The 17,247-nt window shown below is 56.6% G+C and carries 13 protein-coding genes; 4 read left to right on the top strand and 9 right to left on the bottom strand.

What is annotated here, in order from left to right; translation table 11 throughout:
• Nucleotides 1–50: 50 nt before the first annotated feature.
• The 7 genes from IQ273_RS10190 to IQ273_RS10220 all read right to left on the bottom strand — a co-directional run bounded on the left by IQ273_RS10190 (nt 51) and on the right by IQ273_RS10220 (nt 7,396).
• Nucleotides 51–629: a hypothetical protein gene (locus IQ273_RS10190; protein ID WP_228052722.1), complete on the bottom strand. Its 579-nt coding sequence runs from the start codon at nt 627–629 to the stop codon at nt 51–53.
• Between the two features lie 184 nt (nt 630–813).
• Nucleotides 814–1,128 (bottom strand): hypothetical protein, encoded by a 315-nt coding sequence (locus IQ273_RS10195; RefSeq protein WP_228052724.1) that lies wholly within the window; start codon nt 1,126–1,128, stop codon nt 814–816.
• Between the two features lie 152 nt (nt 1,129–1,280).
• Entirely contained in the window at nt 1,281–2,453 is a 1,173-nt protein-coding gene (moeB, locus tag IQ273_RS10200) for a molybdopterin-synthase adenylyltransferase MoeB (RefSeq protein ID WP_194023080.1), read from the bottom strand.
• A gap of 75 nt (nt 2,454–2,528) precedes the next feature.
• Complete coding sequence (locus IQ273_RS10205; protein WP_194023062.1) at nt 2,529–3,062, bottom strand: M67 family metallopeptidase; 534 nt, start codon at nt 3,060–3,062, stop codon at nt 2,529–2,531.
• A 30-nt stretch (nt 3,063–3,092) separates the two neighbouring features.
• A complete protein-coding gene (locus IQ273_RS10210) occupies nt 3,093–4,793 on the bottom strand; it encodes a TolC family protein (RefSeq protein WP_194023063.1) in 1,701 nt (566 codons plus the stop codon).
• Between the two features lie 207 nt (nt 4,794–5,000).
• On the bottom strand, nt 5,001–6,410 hold the full coding sequence (locus IQ273_RS10215) for a TIGR03279 family radical SAM protein (RefSeq protein WP_194023064.1): 1,410 nt from the start codon (nt 6,408–6,410) through the stop codon (nt 5,001–5,003).
• A gap of 41 nt (nt 6,411–6,451) precedes the next feature.
• Nucleotides 6,452–7,396, bottom strand: a complete 945-nt coding sequence (locus IQ273_RS10220; RefSeq protein WP_313898068.1) for an undecaprenyl-diphosphate phosphatase — start codon at nt 7,394–7,396, stop codon at nt 6,452–6,454.
• A 493-nt stretch (nt 7,397–7,889) separates the two neighbouring features.
• On the opposite strand from IQ273_RS10220, the gene IQ273_RS10225 reads away from it, so the two are divergent.
• The 4 genes from IQ273_RS10225 (at nt 7,890) to purF (ending at nt 13,980) form a co-directional block, all read left to right on the top strand.
• On the top strand, nt 7,890–8,537 hold the full coding sequence (locus IQ273_RS10225; RefSeq protein ID WP_228052726.1) for a DUF3120 domain-containing protein: 648 nt from the start codon (nt 7,890–7,892) through the stop codon (nt 8,535–8,537).
• Nucleotides 8,538–8,673: 136 nt separating this feature from the next.
• Entirely contained in the window at nt 8,674–9,690 is a 1,017-nt protein-coding gene (locus tag IQ273_RS10230; RefSeq protein ID WP_194023065.1) for an adenylate/guanylate cyclase domain-containing protein, read from the top strand.
• Nucleotides 9,691–9,739: 49 nt separating this feature from the next.
• Nucleotides 9,740–12,124: a phosphoribosylformylglycinamidine synthase subunit PurL gene (purL, locus tag IQ273_RS10235; protein WP_194023066.1), complete on the top strand. Its 2,385-nt coding sequence runs from the start codon at nt 9,740–9,742 to the stop codon at nt 12,122–12,124.
• Between the two features lie 350 nt (nt 12,125–12,474).
• Complete coding sequence (gene purF, locus IQ273_RS10240; protein WP_194023067.1) at nt 12,475–13,980, top strand: amidophosphoribosyltransferase; 1,506 nt, start codon at nt 12,475–12,477, stop codon at nt 13,978–13,980.
• A 221-nt stretch (nt 13,981–14,201) separates the two neighbouring features.
• Here purF and IQ273_RS10245 read toward each other — a convergent pair whose 3' ends face one another.
• Nucleotides 14,202–14,837 (bottom strand): hypothetical protein, encoded by a 636-nt coding sequence (locus IQ273_RS10245; RefSeq protein ID WP_194023068.1) that lies wholly within the window; start codon nt 14,835–14,837, stop codon nt 14,202–14,204.
• A gap of 404 nt (nt 14,838–15,241) precedes the next feature.
• Nucleotides 15,242–17,236 (bottom strand): primary-amine oxidase, encoded by a 1,995-nt coding sequence (locus IQ273_RS10250; RefSeq protein WP_228052728.1) that lies wholly within the window; start codon nt 17,234–17,236, stop codon nt 15,242–15,244.
• Nucleotides 17,237–17,247: the final 11 nt, after the last annotated feature.

Here is a 17,247-nt window from a genome sequence, read left to right on the forward strand (position 1 = left end):
CCACAATAGTCACCCAACTTGCGCCGTTGAGTACTAGGCTTTCGGCCACGTCAAGGATTTAGCTGGGCCTGTAGGGCAGGTAAGTCTGCTTTGAGAAACACGGCCATCCGACCCAGGTAGGCGGTACCGGTACGATCGTAGGCAATCTCTTGCCAGTAGGCGAACCGTTCCCCCTCGCGCACTTCACCTCGCAAGAACAGGTTGGGGTTGTCGGTCGGCGCTGGTCGGCGGCCTCGCTCCGGGTAGCGCAGCAGCACCGCCCCCTGGCGATAGTCGTTGAAGATCTCCTGGCCGTAAATGGCCCGCAGTGACTCGTCGAGGCGATCGCCATCAATAGGGTTGGCGTAGTCGGCTAGACTAAAGCGCTCAGTGCGAATCTGGCGGCGGCTTGGGGTCGGTACTACCCCGCTGACAGGAAATACCGATGCCTGAAAGGTAAACCGCTGCCCTGGGGAAACCAGGCGGTTAATCGTCAGACGCTCGTTGGGTCCAGGCTCAAGCGTAGGATTGTTGCGGATCCACGTCTCGGTGAGGTTTACCGTTTGACCCGGCAGTGCCCAACCCGGCTGGGGGGCGAAAGCCAGGGCCGCGATCGCCCAAACCAGACCACGCTTAAACCCCATTCCCATTGCCCCCGCCTCCCAAGAAACCCGTGCTCGATGATAACAACTGTAGGGCTCAACGAATCACTTAAGTCTTGATTAAAGGCGACAGTCAGATCTGGTTACACCAGCGTGTCGCGATACTCGCCCAGCAAAGCAATAACCTGAGACAGGCGACGTTGATTCTTAGAGGAAGGATCGAGCAAATAACTCAAGAATGCAAGATCTCGTTCAATTTCGACTGCAGCTCGGCGAGCCGCCTGTTCTTATGCCGCAGCTCTTCGATCTCCCTCCGCTCGCTCTGACTCTGTTCTTCGTTGTGCTTCTTCAGCTCTTCGTTGATCTTCTTCAAATCGGCGTTGTGCTTCTTCAGCCAAGCGGTCTGTTTCTCGATTTCGACGGTCCCACTCAGCGCCGAAAGGGTGAAGTCTTGCTCATTGTAAAACCGCAGGAAGGCGATGCTGATCAGCGGCAGAGTGACCGTCGTGGCCGGAATTAGCGATAGAAAGTTGAGCCACGGAATCATGCGTGGTGTCTTTAGCTTAGCGGATTGACAGGGTTGAATGCCCCTGATAAACAGAATGCCCCGATGGAGAGGTTTCCACCGGGGCATTTGACGTTTGGAAGTGTTCAGGTGGCCTGACCGAGGCTGATGGTGGGCAATGCCCACCCCACGACTTAATACTCAGGCACGGAAGGATCTACTTCTTTGCTCCAGGCCGTGATACCGCCTTTGACGTTGGTACCCTCAATGCCGTGCTGCTTGAGAATGCCCAGGGCCTTGGCCGATCGCCCGCCCATTTTGCAGTGGGCAATTAGCCGATGACCATTGAGCAGCGACTTCACCTTGTCAACGCCGTCGCCGTTTTCGATGTCGGGCAGCGGCACCAGCACCGAACCCGGAATGCGGGCGATCTCGTACTCGTTGGGGTTACGCACGTCGAGCAGCAGCACGTTGTCGTCACCACTGTCGAGCACCTGTTTGAGTTCGGTCACGCTCATCTCAACGAGGCCAGCTTTCTCTTGTTCTTCTTCCATACGCGCCTGGGGAATACCGCAAAATTCTTCGTAGTCGATTAGCTTTTCGATCACGGGGCGCACCGGGTTGGGGCGCAGCTTTAGCTCTCGGAATGTCATTTCAAGGGCATTGTAGAGCAACAGGCGGCCGCTGAGGGTGTTGCCCGTACCCAAAATCACCTTGATGGTCTCATTGGCCTGAATCACGCCAATAATGCCAGGCAGCACACCCAGCACGCCACCCTCGGCGCAGGAGGGCACTAGCCCCGGCGGCGGCGGTTCGGGGTACAGGTCGCGGTAGTTGGGGCCATCTTGATAGTTGAAGACAGTCGCCTGCCCCTCAAAGCGAAAGATGGAGCCGTAGACGTTGGGCTTACCCAGCAGCACGCAGGCGTCGTTGACCAGGTAGCGGGTGGGGAAGTTATCGGTGCCGTCAACTACCACGTCGTAGGGTTCAAAAATACCCAGGGCGTTTTCAGCGCTGAGTCGGGTCTCGTAGAGGTCGACCTGGCAGTGGGGGTTGATTTCAAGAATGCGGCTCTTGGCCGACTCAATTTTGGGCTTGCCCACCCACGACTCGCTGTGGATCACCTGGCGGTGCAGGTTGGACTGATCGACGGTATCAAAGTCGACAATACCGATGCGGCCAATGCCAGCGGCGGCCAGATACAGCAGCAGGGGTGAACCCAGACCCCCGGTGCCCACGCAGAGCACGCTAGCAGCCTTGAGCTTTTTCTGCCCGTCTAGGCCTACTTCCGGCAGAATGATGTGGCGGGAGTAGCGCTCGTACTCCTCTTTGGTGAGCTGAATGTCGTCCAGATTAGGGTTGAGCATGGCCTCGGGAGAGAAACTGTGGCGGTAAAAACAAAAAACGGCCTGGGGCACGACCGTTTTTGGCATCTTTTCAGCTTAGGACAAGAATGGGTCTTTGTTAGTAGATGATCCAATCATTTTTATCGGCTCGGGCCGGAATTGGTTTTGGTCGTCGAGCCGCCAGCTTTTGAGATCGGTGGCCTCGCCCTGTACCACCGACACAATGACGTAGGAATAGACCGGCCAGGCTAAGGTGCGATCGCATTCTGAAGGCACCGCCCCATGGTCAGGGTGCGAGTGGTAAACACCGATGATTTCTAGCCCTTGCTCTCGCGCCAATCGCTGTACCTTAAGCAGGTCGGCGGGGTCAATCCAATAGCGATCGCGGCGGCTATGGTTCTGATTTTCCCCCTGGACATCGGTATAGGCTAGCAGCGAGTCATCCCAGGCATTAGCTAGGGGCACGATACCCGCCACTGCCCGATAGGTTTCCTCAGCCGCGACCCCATCGCTGGCAGGCGCAAACATTCGCTGCCCGATCATCAGGCCACAGCCTTCGCGGGGGTAGCAAGCGGTGACTGCTTGAGCGATCGCCCGCAGGTGATCAGCCTCAATATGTAGAGCAGCCATAGGCAATCACCAAAGGCGTTTGCTTCCGTACTACAACCCAACATCGGGAATTGCAGGAGAGGCCAAGTTGCTGACCGCTCGTTCCAGGCGAGCCAGAGCGCGATTGTAGTCGAGCACGGCGGTCACCAAATTACCCTCGGCCTCGGCCAGTTCGCGGGTAGCGGTGAGCACATCAAGCTGGGTACCCACCCCGGCGTTGAAGCGCAGGGTAGCTAGCTCTAGCGCCTCCTCAGCCTGGTTGACCGCCACTGAAGCCGTATCAATATTGGCCTGGTTAGCCACTAGGGTGTAGTAAGACTCTTCTACCTGGACGCGAATGTCGTTGCGGGTGCTTTCAAACTCGAACTCGTCGGTTTGAATGTCAAGTTCGTTTTGGGTGGCCCTGGCTCTTGCAGCACCCGCATCAAAGAGCCGCCAGCTCAGCTGTGCCCCCAGAGAAAACCCATCCCCCAGGCTGGAGGATGCCCCTGTTGACGAACTGAGTAAGCTTTGTAAGCCATACTGACCAAACACCCCTAGCCTGGGGCGAACAGCGGCTAGACTAATCCGCCGTTGGGCGTCGTTAAACTCCCGCTCAACCAAAAACTGCTCTAGCTCGGCCCGATTTTGAAAGGCCAGCACAATACTCTCTTCTAGAGAAAGCGGCCAAGCGCCAGCTATATTAACCGCCAGCGAGGTCAGCTCTATCGCAGGCGGCACATTGAGCCGTCGGGACAGCTGCCGTTGGGCAATTTGCCGCTGGCTGGCCGCCTGAGTTAGGGTTTGACGGGCATTAGCGACCTGTACCTCGGCACGCAGCACGTCGAAGCGGGTGCCAACCCCGACCTCTTCACGCAGCTGGCTGTCCCGCAGGTTGCGCTCGGCCTCATCTAAAAAGGCCTGGTTAATGCGAATTTGCTCGATCGCCTCCTGTACGGCGTAGTAGTCCGTAATGGTGTTGAGCCGCAGGTCTTCGCGGGTTTGCTCTACCTGGAGCTCAGACAGCCGCACCTGTCGCTCTGCCGCCGAAATTCGAGCCGATCGCTCGCCTGATAGGCCCAGGTCGTAGTCAGTTCTGAGAGTGCTCGATGCGGTAGTGGTAGTGATATCGCCGCCCCCAAACTGGCTTTCGCCCCCTGAGGAAGACTGGTTAGTGGTTTGCAGGCTGCCGCTGAGATCTACCGTTGGGTACAGCGATGCCCGCTCGGCCCGCAGTCCGGACTGGCTCCGCTCTAGCTGCAGCAGAGCAATGCGGAGCTGCTCGCTGTTGCGGTAGGCCAGTTCAATGGCGGTTTCGAGCGATAGGGGTTGGGTGCCCACAATCTCGACCTCTTCGGGGCGAGTCGGCACCAGCAGCGGGTTGGCCTCGGGGGTTAGGTATTCAGGCGGAACCTCAAACCCCTCGTCGGTTGGTCGGTCTGACTGGGGTAGCGGCAGGCCAGACTGGCTCGGATCGGGCAGAACCTCCCCGTCGCCATCGATAGATAGGGGTACAGCCTCCTCCCCTGGCTCTAGGCCCTCACGGGCGGGGCTAGCGGGCGTAGGTTGCGCGTCAAGTCGCAGTGGATCTGGATTGTCTGGAGTCTCTGCCTCTACCTGGGCGATCGCCGCCCCAGCAGCATCGTCAGCTTCGGCTAAAGCTTCGACTAGAGGATTGGGAGCAGCCAGCCCCGCAGCAGACCAGCCAGATAGAGTAATGCCTAAGCTTAGGGGTATCAGACAGCGGCGATAGGAGAAAAGCGTAGACATCATGGGCTCTCAGTAGCGAAAATGAATCACCAACCGTAAAAATTGAGATTTTCTGCTTCAGCTCTTTAGCATATTGACATCAGGGCTTACTTTAGCCAACCCTACGGCAATTTATGCCCTTAGAAAGAGCCAGACCTCCCCCTCAAGGCAGAAGGATTAGTCACAAAATTTTCCCGACCACAGCTTAGCAAACTAAACGGTTTAGTACAATCACGACGGAGCCCAATATCCGGCGGCAGGCTGTAAATTAGCAAGCTGGTGGGCAGGCAAATCGCCGCAGCAGGCTTTGATTAAGGCATCAGTGTCATCTACGGGCAGCACCGGACAGCTCAGCTGCTGGCTTATGGTCGCTACGCTCACATCATCTAGAAACAGCGTATCTTGAGGGTCGCCAGAGTCGCTGGGTTTGAGCATAACCGTAGGCAGCAGCAGGGCATCTCCTAGGTCGCGATGCTGCAGCCCTAGCAGTAGGTCATGGCCAGTGAGCAAACCCGTGACCGTCATATCACGGCCCCAATAGTCGCTAGAGAGGGCGGCTAGGTGCACAGTTAAGCCCTGCACCTGGTTGAGGCGATCGACAATGGGTTGAAAAGCATGCTCGACGGCATTGCCCACGACCCAGGTTAGGGAGCGGGGCGGGCTCACGGACTCAGGGAGGTAATTCTCAGCTGACTGCTCAAAGGCTTTTAGAAACTGACGAATCGACCCCACGCCATTGCCTAGTTGAGGATAGTCCTCATAGTGGCTTTCGTTCGGGACTTGCTGTTTGGCGATCAGGAACCACTCATCGGCCAGCCAGACAAAATTTGTGCCGAACGACTGCTGAAACTCGCTCTGAAACGACTGCACCTGAGCAATCACCTGCTGGGCCTGGGGTTGGGTCACAGGAGTTAGCTCATCTTGATCAGGGCGAAACCGGGTGAGGCCCACAGGCACCACCGCCGCTGAGGCCACCGCTGGAGTATCGCCTGCATGAAATTGGGCCAGATCCCGCAGGGTAGTCTCCAGGTGATCGCCATCGTTAATGCCGGGACAGACCACTACCTGAGCATGAATTTGCAGCCGTTGATCCTGAAACCAGGCCAGCTGGTCTCGAATTTGACCCGCTCTAGGGTTTTTTAAGAGGCGCGATCGCACCTCCGGCTCCGTCGCATGCACCGACACATACAGAGGTGACAACCGCAGCTGGGCAATGCGATCCCACTCCTGGGGCAGCAGGTTGGTGAGTGTCAGGTAGCTGCCGTAGAGAAAGCTGAGCCGGTAGTCGTCATCTTTTAGGTAAAGGGTGCCTCGCTTGCCAGGAGGCTGCTGATCGATAAAGCAAAAGGGGCAGGCATTGTTACACTGCATCAGCCCGTCAAAGAGAGCGGTCTCAAACTCCAGCCCCAGATCGTCGTCGATGTCTTTTTCAATATCGATGTGATGGGTTTTGCCGCGCCTGTCCAGCACCTCTAAGGCTAAATCTTCGTCGGCACAGAGAAAGCGGTAGTCAATTAAATCGCGCGGCTTTTGGCCGTTAATTGCCACCAGGGCATCACCGGTCTCAAAACCAATCTCTTCGGCAATAGAGCCAGGCAGTACGCGGGTAATGCAGGCAGGGCGGATTGCCAAAGCAGCCATAGCGAGTGAGGCCTTAGACGAGCAAAATGTGCTCCCCTATCTTAGATGTTTTGCATTTTTCCAGTCGCTAACGCCAGCAAAATAGCCGCACCAAAGGCCAGGCGATACCATACAAAGATCCAGGTGCTGTGCTGCTTCAAAAACCGGATCAGCCAAAAAATGGCCAGGTAAGACGAAACCACCGCCGCCAAAATGCCCCCGATCAGCGGTATCGGACCGGCGCTACCGAACCCGGTTTCAAACAGACCCTCAAGTTCTACCAGACCCGAGAGGGTAATGGCAGGCACCCCCAATAGAAAGGAGAATCGAGCCGCCGTCGCTCGCTCTAGCCCCATGAACAATCCGGCTGTCAGGGTAGACCCCGAGCGCGATACGCCCGGAATCAGGGCCAGGGCTTGGGCAAAGCCCATAGTTACGCCGTCCGCAAGGGTTAACGACTCAAAGGTGCGCTTGCGGCGGCCCACAACTTCGGCACCGGCCAGCACCAGCGCCATAACAATAGACACCACGGCAATAGTAGAGGTGTTGCGCAAGGGCGAGTTGTCAAAGTCTGGAATAAACGCTTTGATCAACAGCCCGCACACCACGATGGGAAGCGTGCCCAGCAAAATACCCAGCCCCAGGCGAAACTCTGAGGAATCAAACTGCTTTGTTAGGGTGGCCTTGATCATGCCTACAGTCACCTGGCGCAGATCATCCCAAAAGTAGTAAAGAATAGCCGCAATGCTGCCCAGCTGAACTACAGCGGTAAAGGCCACCCCCGGATCGCCCCACCCCAGCACCACAGGCACCATTTTGACGTGGGCCGTGCTGCTAATCGGCAAAAACTCGGTCAGCCCCTGCACAATACCGATCACAATGGCTTGAAACAGATTCATGTCCTGCATTGCAGGCATATCGGTTGGGTTAGCAATAGCGTTGTTGGCCTGGGCCAGTTGAACCGCCAGGCCCATCAGAGGAGGCAACCCGAATAATAGATTAGTCATAAGTACGCAATCATAGTCATAGAGGTTATGTGACGTTGCCCCATTTGCGAGCCAGAGTCGTACTCAAAGCTGTACGGACCAGACTCGTTACTGAATTTTCTTTCTAGCGCGAAGCTGTGAGAAGCAGAATGCACGGCAAAACCGCTTGAGCGCACCTTTGAGCTTTTTCTTAAAATAAGTACACTAAAGTAACTCGGTTAGTAGCCTGGTTAAACGCAACCATAAAACCACTGTTGCGTATTGTACGGGGTCGAAGCGGCTGTCTACCCTGCCGTTGCGCTTCTTTTTACAGGCTTAACCTGCACTACAGCTAACTGTGAACCTGAAGACAATCTTAATAGTCGGCTAATCTACCTCAGGGTCGAGCAATGCCCCCCTGGGGCATGTTATGTTAACAATGATTAACCAAACACTCAGAATTCCATTGAGCCTTTCCTATAGTTCCGGATCAGTTAAAGCAGCGTTGCCTTGGTTTGCCCAGGTGCAAAGCTGGATGGCACGCTCTACGATGCAGCTCCAAGTGTTTGGGGCGGCGTTGGCTTTAGTGATTTTGCCGGTTTTTGTGCAGGCTCCCCTGGTGCGCTACTTTCCCTGGGTGAGTTTAGCAATCACGCCTCTATGGCTGTGGTTGGGAACATGGCTGATGCAGCGCACCCGCTGGCACATTTGGGGTGATTTAATTGTTGGCTTCGGCTGGATCTGGTTAACAGGTTCTTTGTACTGGGGCTGGTTTCGCTGGGAGCCTGTGGCTCACCTGCCAATTGAGGCTTTGGGTTTACCGATCGCGCTGGTCTGTCTGCGCCAGGGCTGGGGACGGGTCGGCAGCTACTTTTTTCTGGGTTCGCTGCTGGGTACTGCCGTTACCGACCTCTACATCAACTGGATGCACCTATTTCCCAGCTGGCGGCAGCTAATGCTGACGAGCCCCGACTTAGCCCCTCTGGTGCTGCGGGCGGCCAGCGCTACTCTAGACACTGAAGTAGCGGCCTGTCGGGCCATGGTGCTGGTGGTGTTTTTGCTGGTGGCGACGGCGATCGCGCTGACCACCTCCCGACAGTTGGCCTGGTGGGCTTTTGGCGGAGCTGTATTCAGCACCCTAATTGTAGATGGTTTGTTTTTTCTGACAGCGGCTCTGGCCTAGGCAGCGTAATAGGGTTGGCATCTCTGGCATAATAGGGGCAGCTCAGGGATACCTTGGGGTTGTCTGCTGCGATCGCTGTTAGAGTTCTAAATGATCGCGCCCAATCGATCTCAGTCTGTGCCCTTATTATACCGTCGTGACTACTTCTTCTGGCCCCTACCTTGCGCTTAAAACCGGCTCCGGCGATCGCCAGCTGTCCTTGGTAGGCGGTAACTATTGGACTGTAGGCCGCGGCGACGACAACAATTTTGTGCTGCCCGATCGGTGGATTTCCCGCAACCACGCCATGTTTCAGGGCACCGACAACGGCAAGTTTTACTTAATTGATCTAGGCAGTCGCAACGGCACCTTTGTAAACGGACGGCGGGTTAGCGTTCCGATCATCCTGCATGATGGTGATCTGCTGACCTTTGGCCAAACCGAGCTGCGTTTTTTCTCCCCAATTGATCCATCATCAGTGGCAGATGTCACCCTGGGCGGTGCCCACAGCGGCGACACAGCCGCCACGGCCATGCTCCACGTGCGTCAGCTCATCTCAGTGGTAGTAGTCGATATTCGCGACTTCACCGTTATGACGCGCCAAACTGACGAAAAGATTCACTCCGAGGCCATCGGTACCTGGTTTCGCCGAGCCGGAGAAATCATTGGTCAATACGGCAGCTGGGTCGATAAATATATTGGTGATGCCGTAATGGCAGTATGGATTCATGGCCCAGAGGGGGCCGATGACGCCAGCATGCTGCAAATTTTACAGGCTGTTAGCACCCTGGCAGCTATGACGGGGCAGCTCCACCACCAGTTCCCGCTGCCCTTTCCGCTCAGAATTGGGGCTGGCATTAATACTGGCTACGCCATGGTGGGCAATACCGGCAGCAGCGATCGCCCTGACTACACCGCCCTAGGGGATACCGTTAACGCGGCCTTTCGGCTAGAGACATCCACCAAACAGCTTGGGCTTGACATTGCCCTGGGCGAGACCACTTATAAATACCTTCAAAAAGTTAGCTGCCACACCGCTGGCGCTCAAAAAGCTGAGTTGAGCGACTCATGCTTTAAGCGCTTTACTGTAGAAATGAAGGGCTACGAAGGCCCCATCATCATGCGGGCTGGCACCTTTAATGACCTTGACCAGTTTCTCGCCGACACTCTTTAGCCAGGACAACTTAGGGCTAAGATCGGTAGGCAACGTTTCCTGCGTACGTATGACGGCCTTTTCTACCGCTCCCTTTAGCCCCGCCGAGATTGCCTCCGAAGGCATTAAGCCCGACGAGTATGACGACATTGTGCGCCGATTGGGTCGCCATCCTAACCGAGCCGAACTCGGCATGTTTGGCGTGATGTGGTCAGAACACTGCTGCTATAAAAACTCGCGATCGCTGCTCAAGCAGTTCCCGACGGAGGGGCCGCGAGTGTTGGTAGGGCCAGGGGAAAATGCAGGCGTAATTGATGCCGGAGACGGGCTACGGGTAGCCTTCAAAATTGAGTCCCACAATCACCCCTCGGCGGTGGAGCCGTTTCAGGGGGCGGCCACCGGGGTCGGCGGCATTCTGCGCGATATTTTCACCATGGGTGCGCGCCCGATCGCCGTGCTCAATTCCCTGCGGTTTGGCGACTTAAACGACGCCCGCACCCGTCGCCTCTGCCAAGGGGTGGTCTCCGGCATTGCCCACTACGGCAACTGCTTTGGGGTGCCCACCGTAGGCGGCGAAGTGTACTTTGACGCCGCCTACAATGGCAACCCGCTGGTCAACGCGATGGCGATCGGCATCATGGAAACCGCCGATATTGTGAAATCTGGCGCAGCGGGCTTGGGCAACCCGGTGGTCTATGTTGGGTCTACCACCGGGCGCGACGGTATGGGCGGGGCCAGCTTTGCCAGCGCCGAACTCACCGACGAATCTGAGGCTAATCGCCCCGCCGTTCAGGTCGGCGATCCGTTTTTAGAAAAATCGCTGGTAGAGGCCTGCCTGGAAGCGTTTAAGACCGGGGCGATCGTCGCTGCTCAAGACATGGGGGCAGCCGGGCTCACCTGTTCTACCGCCGAGATGGCGGCCAAGGGTGGGGTCGGCATTGAGCTCGATCTAGACCTAATTCCAGTGCGCGAAACGGGTATGGTGCCCTACGAGTACCTGCTATCAGAGTCCCAGGAACGGATGCTGTTCGTAGTGGCAGCCGGACGCGAAGCCGAAGTAATCGAGATTTTTGAGCGCTGGGGCCTCCATGCGGTGGTAGCTGGTAGGGTGATCGAAAATGCGATCGTGCGGATTTTGTTCAAAGGGAACATTGCGGCCGAAATTCCTGCGCTGGCCCTGGCGGAAAATACACCCATTTACCACCACAAGCTGCTGAGCGAGCCGCCTGACTACGCCCAAAAAGCCTGGGCCTGGGACCAAGACAGTCTGCCCCCCTGCTCCACAGCGGGAATAGCGCTAGCTGATCCTGCAAACACACCCTGGACTGAGGTGCTTCACATCCTTCTTGGCCAACCCACGATCGCATCTAAGCAGTGGGTCTACAGCCAGTACGACCACCAGGTGCAAAACAACACTGTGCAGTGCCCCGGCCAGGGAGATGCCGCCGTCATTCGCCTGCGTCCTTTAGAATCTGTGCCGGAATATCAGCCGGGTGCCGTCACCCGTGGGTTAGCCGCCACCGTAGACTGCAACGCCCGCTATGTTTACCTCAGCCCCTACGAAGGAGCCAAGGCCGCCGTAGCCGAAGCCGCCCGCAACCTCAGCTGCGTTGGTGCACTGCCTTTGGCCGTTACCGACAACCTCAACTTTGGCAGCCCTGAAAAGCCCGTGGGCTACTGGCAGCTAGCCGAAGCCTGCCGGGGGTTAGCCGATGCCTGCCGCGAGTTTGAGACCCCCGTGACGGGCGGCAACGTTTCTCTCTACAACGAAACTGTAGACAGCCAGGGCAATCCTCAGCCCATCTACCCCACCCCGGTAGTCGGAATGGTTGGCCTGATTGAAGATCTCAGCCTCACCTGTGGTCAGGGTTGGCGGCAAGACGGCGACTTGATCTATCTACTAGGAGTCCCAGTTGATCAAACGACAGCGGCTACTATAGACGGCAACCCCCTGGTCACCCTGGGTGGGTCAGAGTATTTGGCGGCTATCCATGGTGCCGCCACTGGGCACCCACCCGTCATTGATATGGCATTGGAAAAGCACGTGCAGGCTGCCTGTCGCTACGGAATTGCCAAGGGCTGGGTGCGATCGGCCCATGACTGCGCCGAGGGCGGGTTAGCCGTCGCTCTGGCAGAATCTTGCATTAGCGGGCAGCGTGGGGCTATGGTTCAGCTTTCTGTAGAATCTAGTCAGTGCGACCAGCGGTGGGATCGACTGCTGTTTGGTGAAGGCGGGGCTAGAATCATCGTTTCGATCGGCCCCGATCAGCAGGCGGATTGGGAGGCCTATTTGGGCGATCGCCTGGCTGGTTTCTGGCAGTCGCTGGGTACAGTGCAGGGCGACACCCTAACCCTGGCTACTCAAGTGGGGCAAGTCCTGGTTACAGATGCGGTCAGCGACCTGGCCCAGACGTGGAGTACCGCTATCGAGCAGCGGTTAGCCGGGGAAAGCTGAGGTTATAGCTTTAAGTCTGGCAACCCTTCGATTGGTCAATGTGCGGACGGAGCCATGACTATCCTGCACATTGGTTGGCTATACCTATTTCAGTAAATTCTTTCCCCTTTTCCGATCCGCAGCTTACCTACTCACTATCCCCCCTGAGGGGAAACTACAGGTGTTATGATCGGTCGTATGTTAAGGAATCATTAAATAGGTTAGGGAAGTTCGGTAGTTTCTAATACCGCTCATAAATCCCTCACCCTATGATGAAGCTGGGCTCGCATTGAGGGCAAAATGCGGCAGCCAAATGTGTTGAGACGTTCTGCTCCTTTGCCATCGCGTTCCTAAAGCCATCTGCACCACCCATGACGTTCCCTTCTAACTCCTTCCTCGACGACTCCACTGAGTCCCGCCAGGATCGCCCTGATAAGCCTGAAGAAGCCTGCGGCATTTTTGGCCTCTACGCTCCCGACGAAGAAGTGGCTCGGCTGGCCTACTTTGGTCTGTTTGCCCTGCAGCACCGGGGCCAAGAATCAGCCGGTATTGCCACCTTTGATGCGTCGGGTAGCCACTGCTATAAACACATGGGCCTGGTGTCGCAGGTGTTTGACGACCACATCTTAAAAGACTTGACCGGCCACATCGCAGTGGGGCATACCCGCTACTCCACCACCGGCTCCAGCCACGTGTGCAATGCTCAGCCTGCCGTGGTGCCTACCCGCTTGGGCAATCTGGCCTTGGCCCACAACGGCAATCTAGTTAACGCTGCCGACCTGCGCGAAGAACTGATCGATCGCGATCACGACCTGATCACGACAACCGATTCAGAAATGATTGCCTTCGCTCTAGCCGAGGCCGTCAACGACGGATCCGATTGGGTCAAGGCAGCAGAAATGGCCTTTAACCGCTGCTATGGAGCCTTTAGCCTGGTGATTGGTACTCCCAATGGCATCATGGGTGCTCGTGACCAGCAGGGTATTCGGCCTCTAGTGCTAGGGGTTTTAGACCACGAAATTCCTGAGGTAGGTCAGCCTGCTCACTACGTACTGGCCTCAGAAACTTGTGCTCTCGACATCATTGGGGCTAATTATGTGCGCGACGTTGAGCCAGGCGAACTGGTGTGGATTACGCCCGAGGGGTTGATCTCCCATAAGTGGGCTGAAGCCACTCAGCGCAAGCTCTGCGTATTTGAGATGATCTACTTCTCTCGGCCCGATAGTATTGTCAATGGCGAAAGTCTCTACAGCTACCGGAGGCGGCTGGGGCATCAGCTAGCCAAAGAGGCCCCAGCCGATGTCGATTTGATCATGGCGGTGCCCGATTCGGGGGTACCTGCTGCGATCGGTTTCTCGCAACAGTCCAAAATTCCCTACGCCGAGGGGCTAATTAAAAACCGCTACGTGGGGCGCACGTTTATTCAGCCCACCCAGTCGATGCGGGAGGTGGGCATTCGCATGAAGCTCAACCCGCTCAAAGACGTGCTGGAGGGCAGGCGAATTTTGATTGTGGATGACTCGATCGTGCGGGGCACCACCAGCCGCAAAATTGTACAGGCGCTGCGCGATGCCGGGGCGACCGAAGTACACATGCGGATTTCGTCACCGCCGGTTACTCACCCCTGCTTTTACGGTATTGATACCGACAATCAAGATCAGCTGATTGCCGCGACCAAATCGCTAGAAGAGATTGCCACGCAAATCAATGTAGATTCCCTGGCCTACCTAAGCTGGGAAGGCATGCTGGAGACTACCTACCAAGATCCCGACAGCTTCTGTTCTGCATGTTTTACGGGCAAATACCCAGTGGAAGTTCCTGAACCTTTTAAGCGGGCCAAGCTCAAGTTTGAGCTCAAAGAACCCGTGGCCACATAACGTCGATTCAATAACCAACTCTAAATACCGTTCCTGGTCGCCCCTATTGCGTTGCATTTCGGCGGCCAGGACGCAGCCAAGCCCGATCGCGGCCCCATATTCATATAAAAACGCGGGACAGAACGCTCGAATTATCGTCGCTCACCAGCAGAGTTGACACGCCTGTACAAAAGTTCAAGCGTGTCAATTACCATTTTCCTTTGAATGTTCACAAATTGTCGTTACAGGGCCGACAGTACCGCTCCCAAGACAGCGCCCGTTACGGGGTTGACCACCACAATATGGTTACCCAGCATAACCAAAGCCGTGTTTTTGGGCTGTCTGACTAAGGATGCGATCGCTTGGGGAAGACGTAGTCGTCTGACTAGGCTCCTGGGCAACCAGCGTCTGCGACCCACCGGCTGCTCAATGCCCGGTAGAGTGTCGAGCTGAGTCAGTACCTCGATAGGTAGGTTGGCCATAGTGCCAGCACTGGCTGACTCGTCTGTAGTTGAGATAATAGTTGCGATCGCCTCAATCTGCCCCTGGGAGAGATTTTCTAAAACCTGCGTGGGCACTGGAGTAACCTCTGCTGCCAGTGCTTCGACGGCGGCATCCGACAGGTCTTCTGGGGAGACGGGCACTGCCTCCGTAAAAAGCTCAGGCGTGACCAGGGTGTCCGTTGCCTCGTCGATTTGGGCCTGGTCAATCAAAACTTCGCCAATTTGGGCCTGGTCAAGGGAAACCTCGTCAACCTGAATCAGGCGTGGAGCATCAATCATCTCCGCCTGGCTAGGGGCAGCCTGAGCTACCGTGCACAGGCTGCTAGCAGCCACTAAACCTAAACCGACGCTAATCGTCCGTCGCCAAAGGATCATGAACGTTCTCCAAGCAATAGTGATATTGATTTACGGGCCGAACTGGCGATCGAGTCTTGACTCCTGACTGTGAGGAGCGCGCAGCGAATTCCCTAGAGTCGAGCAAGAGCCTGCCAACTGTGGAGAGGAAGTTGACTAACAATTACCCCCCCTCTTTCCATCTCATTAGAACAACCTGCAGCCTGGCCAGTACAGGCTGCAGGTTCAGTTTTCTAACTGGCTTGGCAGCCCAAAAATCTTTAGGCTCAATCGCTCCTAGTACTTGACCAAGCTAATTGTGAAAGGCTCTAAAAATTTAGGGTTTCAGGTTCAAGGTCTGCCCTGAACCTGAAACCCTAAACCTTGAACCCACTAACCAGCCACCTTTTGATTAGCAGACTACTAGTGGCAATTGAGCCGCCGTCTTAGGGGGCCTCTGCGGCCAGCACTGGCTCTGGAGCCGCCACATTTAGCACTGGGTTTTGAGGAAAGAATCCGTAGGACATAATCTTGAATCCCGCCTTGTGAACGGTCATAATCGGCCATTCTTCGGGGCGAGGAATATGGGTCACGCCCTGGGTGTACCAGAGCACCACATCTTCCCCAGCCAGCGGTTCATCGTCGGCCACCCACTCGGGCAGCCCCTGGTTGGGCGTGCTCTGGTTAGGGTAGTCACCCGCCGCATACAGCTCGTTGGGTTTGTACTGGGTCACCCACAGGTGGTGGCCGGCAAACTCGCCCCGCTGCCGCACGTTCGACTCCTTAGCGGGGAAAAAGGCAGAATTGCTGCCGGGCATCAGCATATATCCGGTGGGCATGCCCAGCTCATTCTCCTTGGCCCCCATCACCATCCAGGTGCGGCTGTTGGCCATACTCATGTCGCGCACAGCTTTGGTTTCGGAGGTGAGCGGCACTGTCTCCATAGCAAAGGCATTGCCGTAGGGGTTGCTGTTGCCCTGGGGCACCGTGGCCACGTTCATTTCGGCCACGGTATTGGCCGGGCCATCGACATCAAAGTCGAGGCGAAAGTTGAGGAAGTGCTGGTGGTTGACCGCGACCACATGGGGTGCAACCAGATGTCCAAAGTGGTCGTGGGTTTCAGTCACATCTTCGGTGCCCTTGGCCAGCATGATGCCCGTGAGATCGGTCTGCTCTTCGAGCATGCCGTCTTCGTGGAAGATCCAGCTGATGGCGTAGTCGTAGTTGCCGATCGCCGCCACCGTCGTCATCACCAGTTCTCGGCTGCGGCGGCCCTCATGGGTTTCATTGTTAAAGTCGTAGTGCCGCCAGAGAATACCGCCGTCGCGCTCGTAAAGGGCGATGACGTCCTCCATCAGGGTGGGTTCGCCCAGATCGTCAGCCATAATTGCGTCGAGCAGCACGGCATTTTGGGGCACTTCGTTGCCCAGGTACATGGGGGTCGAAAGCCAGCCAAAGCGGTACTCGCCCACATCAAAGGCGCTTTTCACCGCCCAGGTGGGGCCGGTTTCGGCGTAGGGCACCACCATCTCCGACAGACTGGCTCGGTAAAGGATGGGGCGCTCGACCCCATCCTTGGCGTAGGAGACCTGGTAGAGGGTCAGCCCCTCGCGGGGGTGCAGAATATAGCGAAATTTCCAGTTTTGCCAGGTGACGGCGTTGCCCTCCAGGGTAAAGGTTTTGCCCTGGGGCTGCTGAATGGTCAGCGTCTTGGGAGAGGGCTGAAGGGGGGCAGTGGTCTCTTCGTCGTAGTCAAAATTAGCCGTAGAAAAGGGCTCTACACCGGTATCGACCACCTCCATCACTTCGCGATCGGTGAGGTTGACCACCACCATCAGCCCTTCGATCGGGGCACCGTAATAGTTAATGTAGTTGGGCTGGTAGTAGGTGTAGCCCCGCATCAGCCGCTTACCGCTGGCCCGCTCGGCGGGGCTGAGCAAACCCGGTGCCCAACCATCAACTACGGCGCTTTCAAAGTCGGTGATACCTCGCTTTTGCATAGCGGCTTGCCAGCGGGGGTCGGCCTTAGCCAACTCCGAGAGCACTTCAAACTCTTCGTCGAGAATGGCAGGCTGCACGCCAGAGATCTCGTTCCACGCGGTGAGTTCGGCGGTGGTCAGGTCGACCACGGCTTCATAGGTGATATTTTTCACCGGTTCTAGCACCACTACAAAGGCGGCGCGGGACAAGGCATCGCCGGGTTGGAACGCCCACACCAGGCCTTTGTCAGGCTCTTGCAGCGAAATATTGGGAAACCGAGCTTCTTCTGATAGAGGATGGGCCGCCTTAATTACCGCCACGGCTGTCTGAATTTCGTCAGCGGTCAAGGGATCGAGGGGATGGGGAGGCGACTGGGCCGGGGCCGGACGCAGGGTGAGGGTGGCGATCAGAACCAGGGCGATCGCACTTACCCACAGGTACTGCCATCTCTTTGGCCTCAACCCTTTTGGCC

Source organism: Nodosilinea sp. LEGE 07298 (genome assembly GCF_015207265.1).
Lineage (GTDB): Bacteria > Cyanobacteriota > Cyanobacteriia > Phormidesmidales > Phormidesmidaceae > Nodosilinea.

Bases quoted from the DNA above. Each gene is read 5' to 3' on its own strand.
- purL (WP_194023066.1), top strand. From the start codon at position 9,740: ATGACGGCCTTTTCTACCGCTCCCTTTAGCCCCGCCGAGATTGCCTCC.
- IQ273_RS10225 (WP_228052726.1), top strand. From the start codon at position 7,890: ATGGCACGCTCTACGATGCAGCTCCAAGTGTTTGGGGCGGCGTTGGCT.
- IQ273_RS10205 (WP_194023062.1), bottom strand. From the start codon at position 3,062: ATGGCTGCTCTACATATTGAGGCTGATCACCTGCGGGCGATCGCTCAA.
- purF (WP_194023067.1), top strand. From the start codon at position 12,475: ATGACGTTCCCTTCTAACTCCTTCCTCGACGACTCCACTGAGTCCCGC.
- IQ273_RS10190 (WP_228052722.1), bottom strand. From the start codon at position 629: ATGGGAATGGGGTTTAAGCGTGGTCTGGTTTGGGCGATCGCGGCCCTG.
- moeB (WP_194023080.1), bottom strand. From the start codon at position 2,453: ATGCTCAACCCTAATCTGGACGACATTCAGCTCACCAAAGAGGAGTAC.
- IQ273_RS10245 (WP_194023068.1), bottom strand. From the start codon at position 14,837: ATGATCCTTTGGCGACGGACGATTAGCGTCGGTTTAGGTTTAGTGGCT.
- IQ273_RS10215 (WP_194023064.1), bottom strand. From the start codon at position 6,410: ATGGCTGCTTTGGCAATCCGCCCTGCCTGCATTACCCGCGTACTGCCT.
- IQ273_RS10210 (WP_194023063.1), bottom strand. From the start codon at position 4,793: ATGATGTCTACGCTTTTCTCCTATCGCCGCTGTCTGATACCCCTAAGC.
- IQ273_RS10195 (WP_228052724.1), bottom strand. From the start codon at position 1,128: ATGATTCCGTGGCTCAACTTTCTATCGCTAATTCCGGCCACGACGGTC.
- IQ273_RS10220 (WP_313898068.1), bottom strand. From the start codon at position 7,396: ATGACTAATCTATTATTCGGGTTGCCTCCTCTGATGGGCCTGGCGGTT.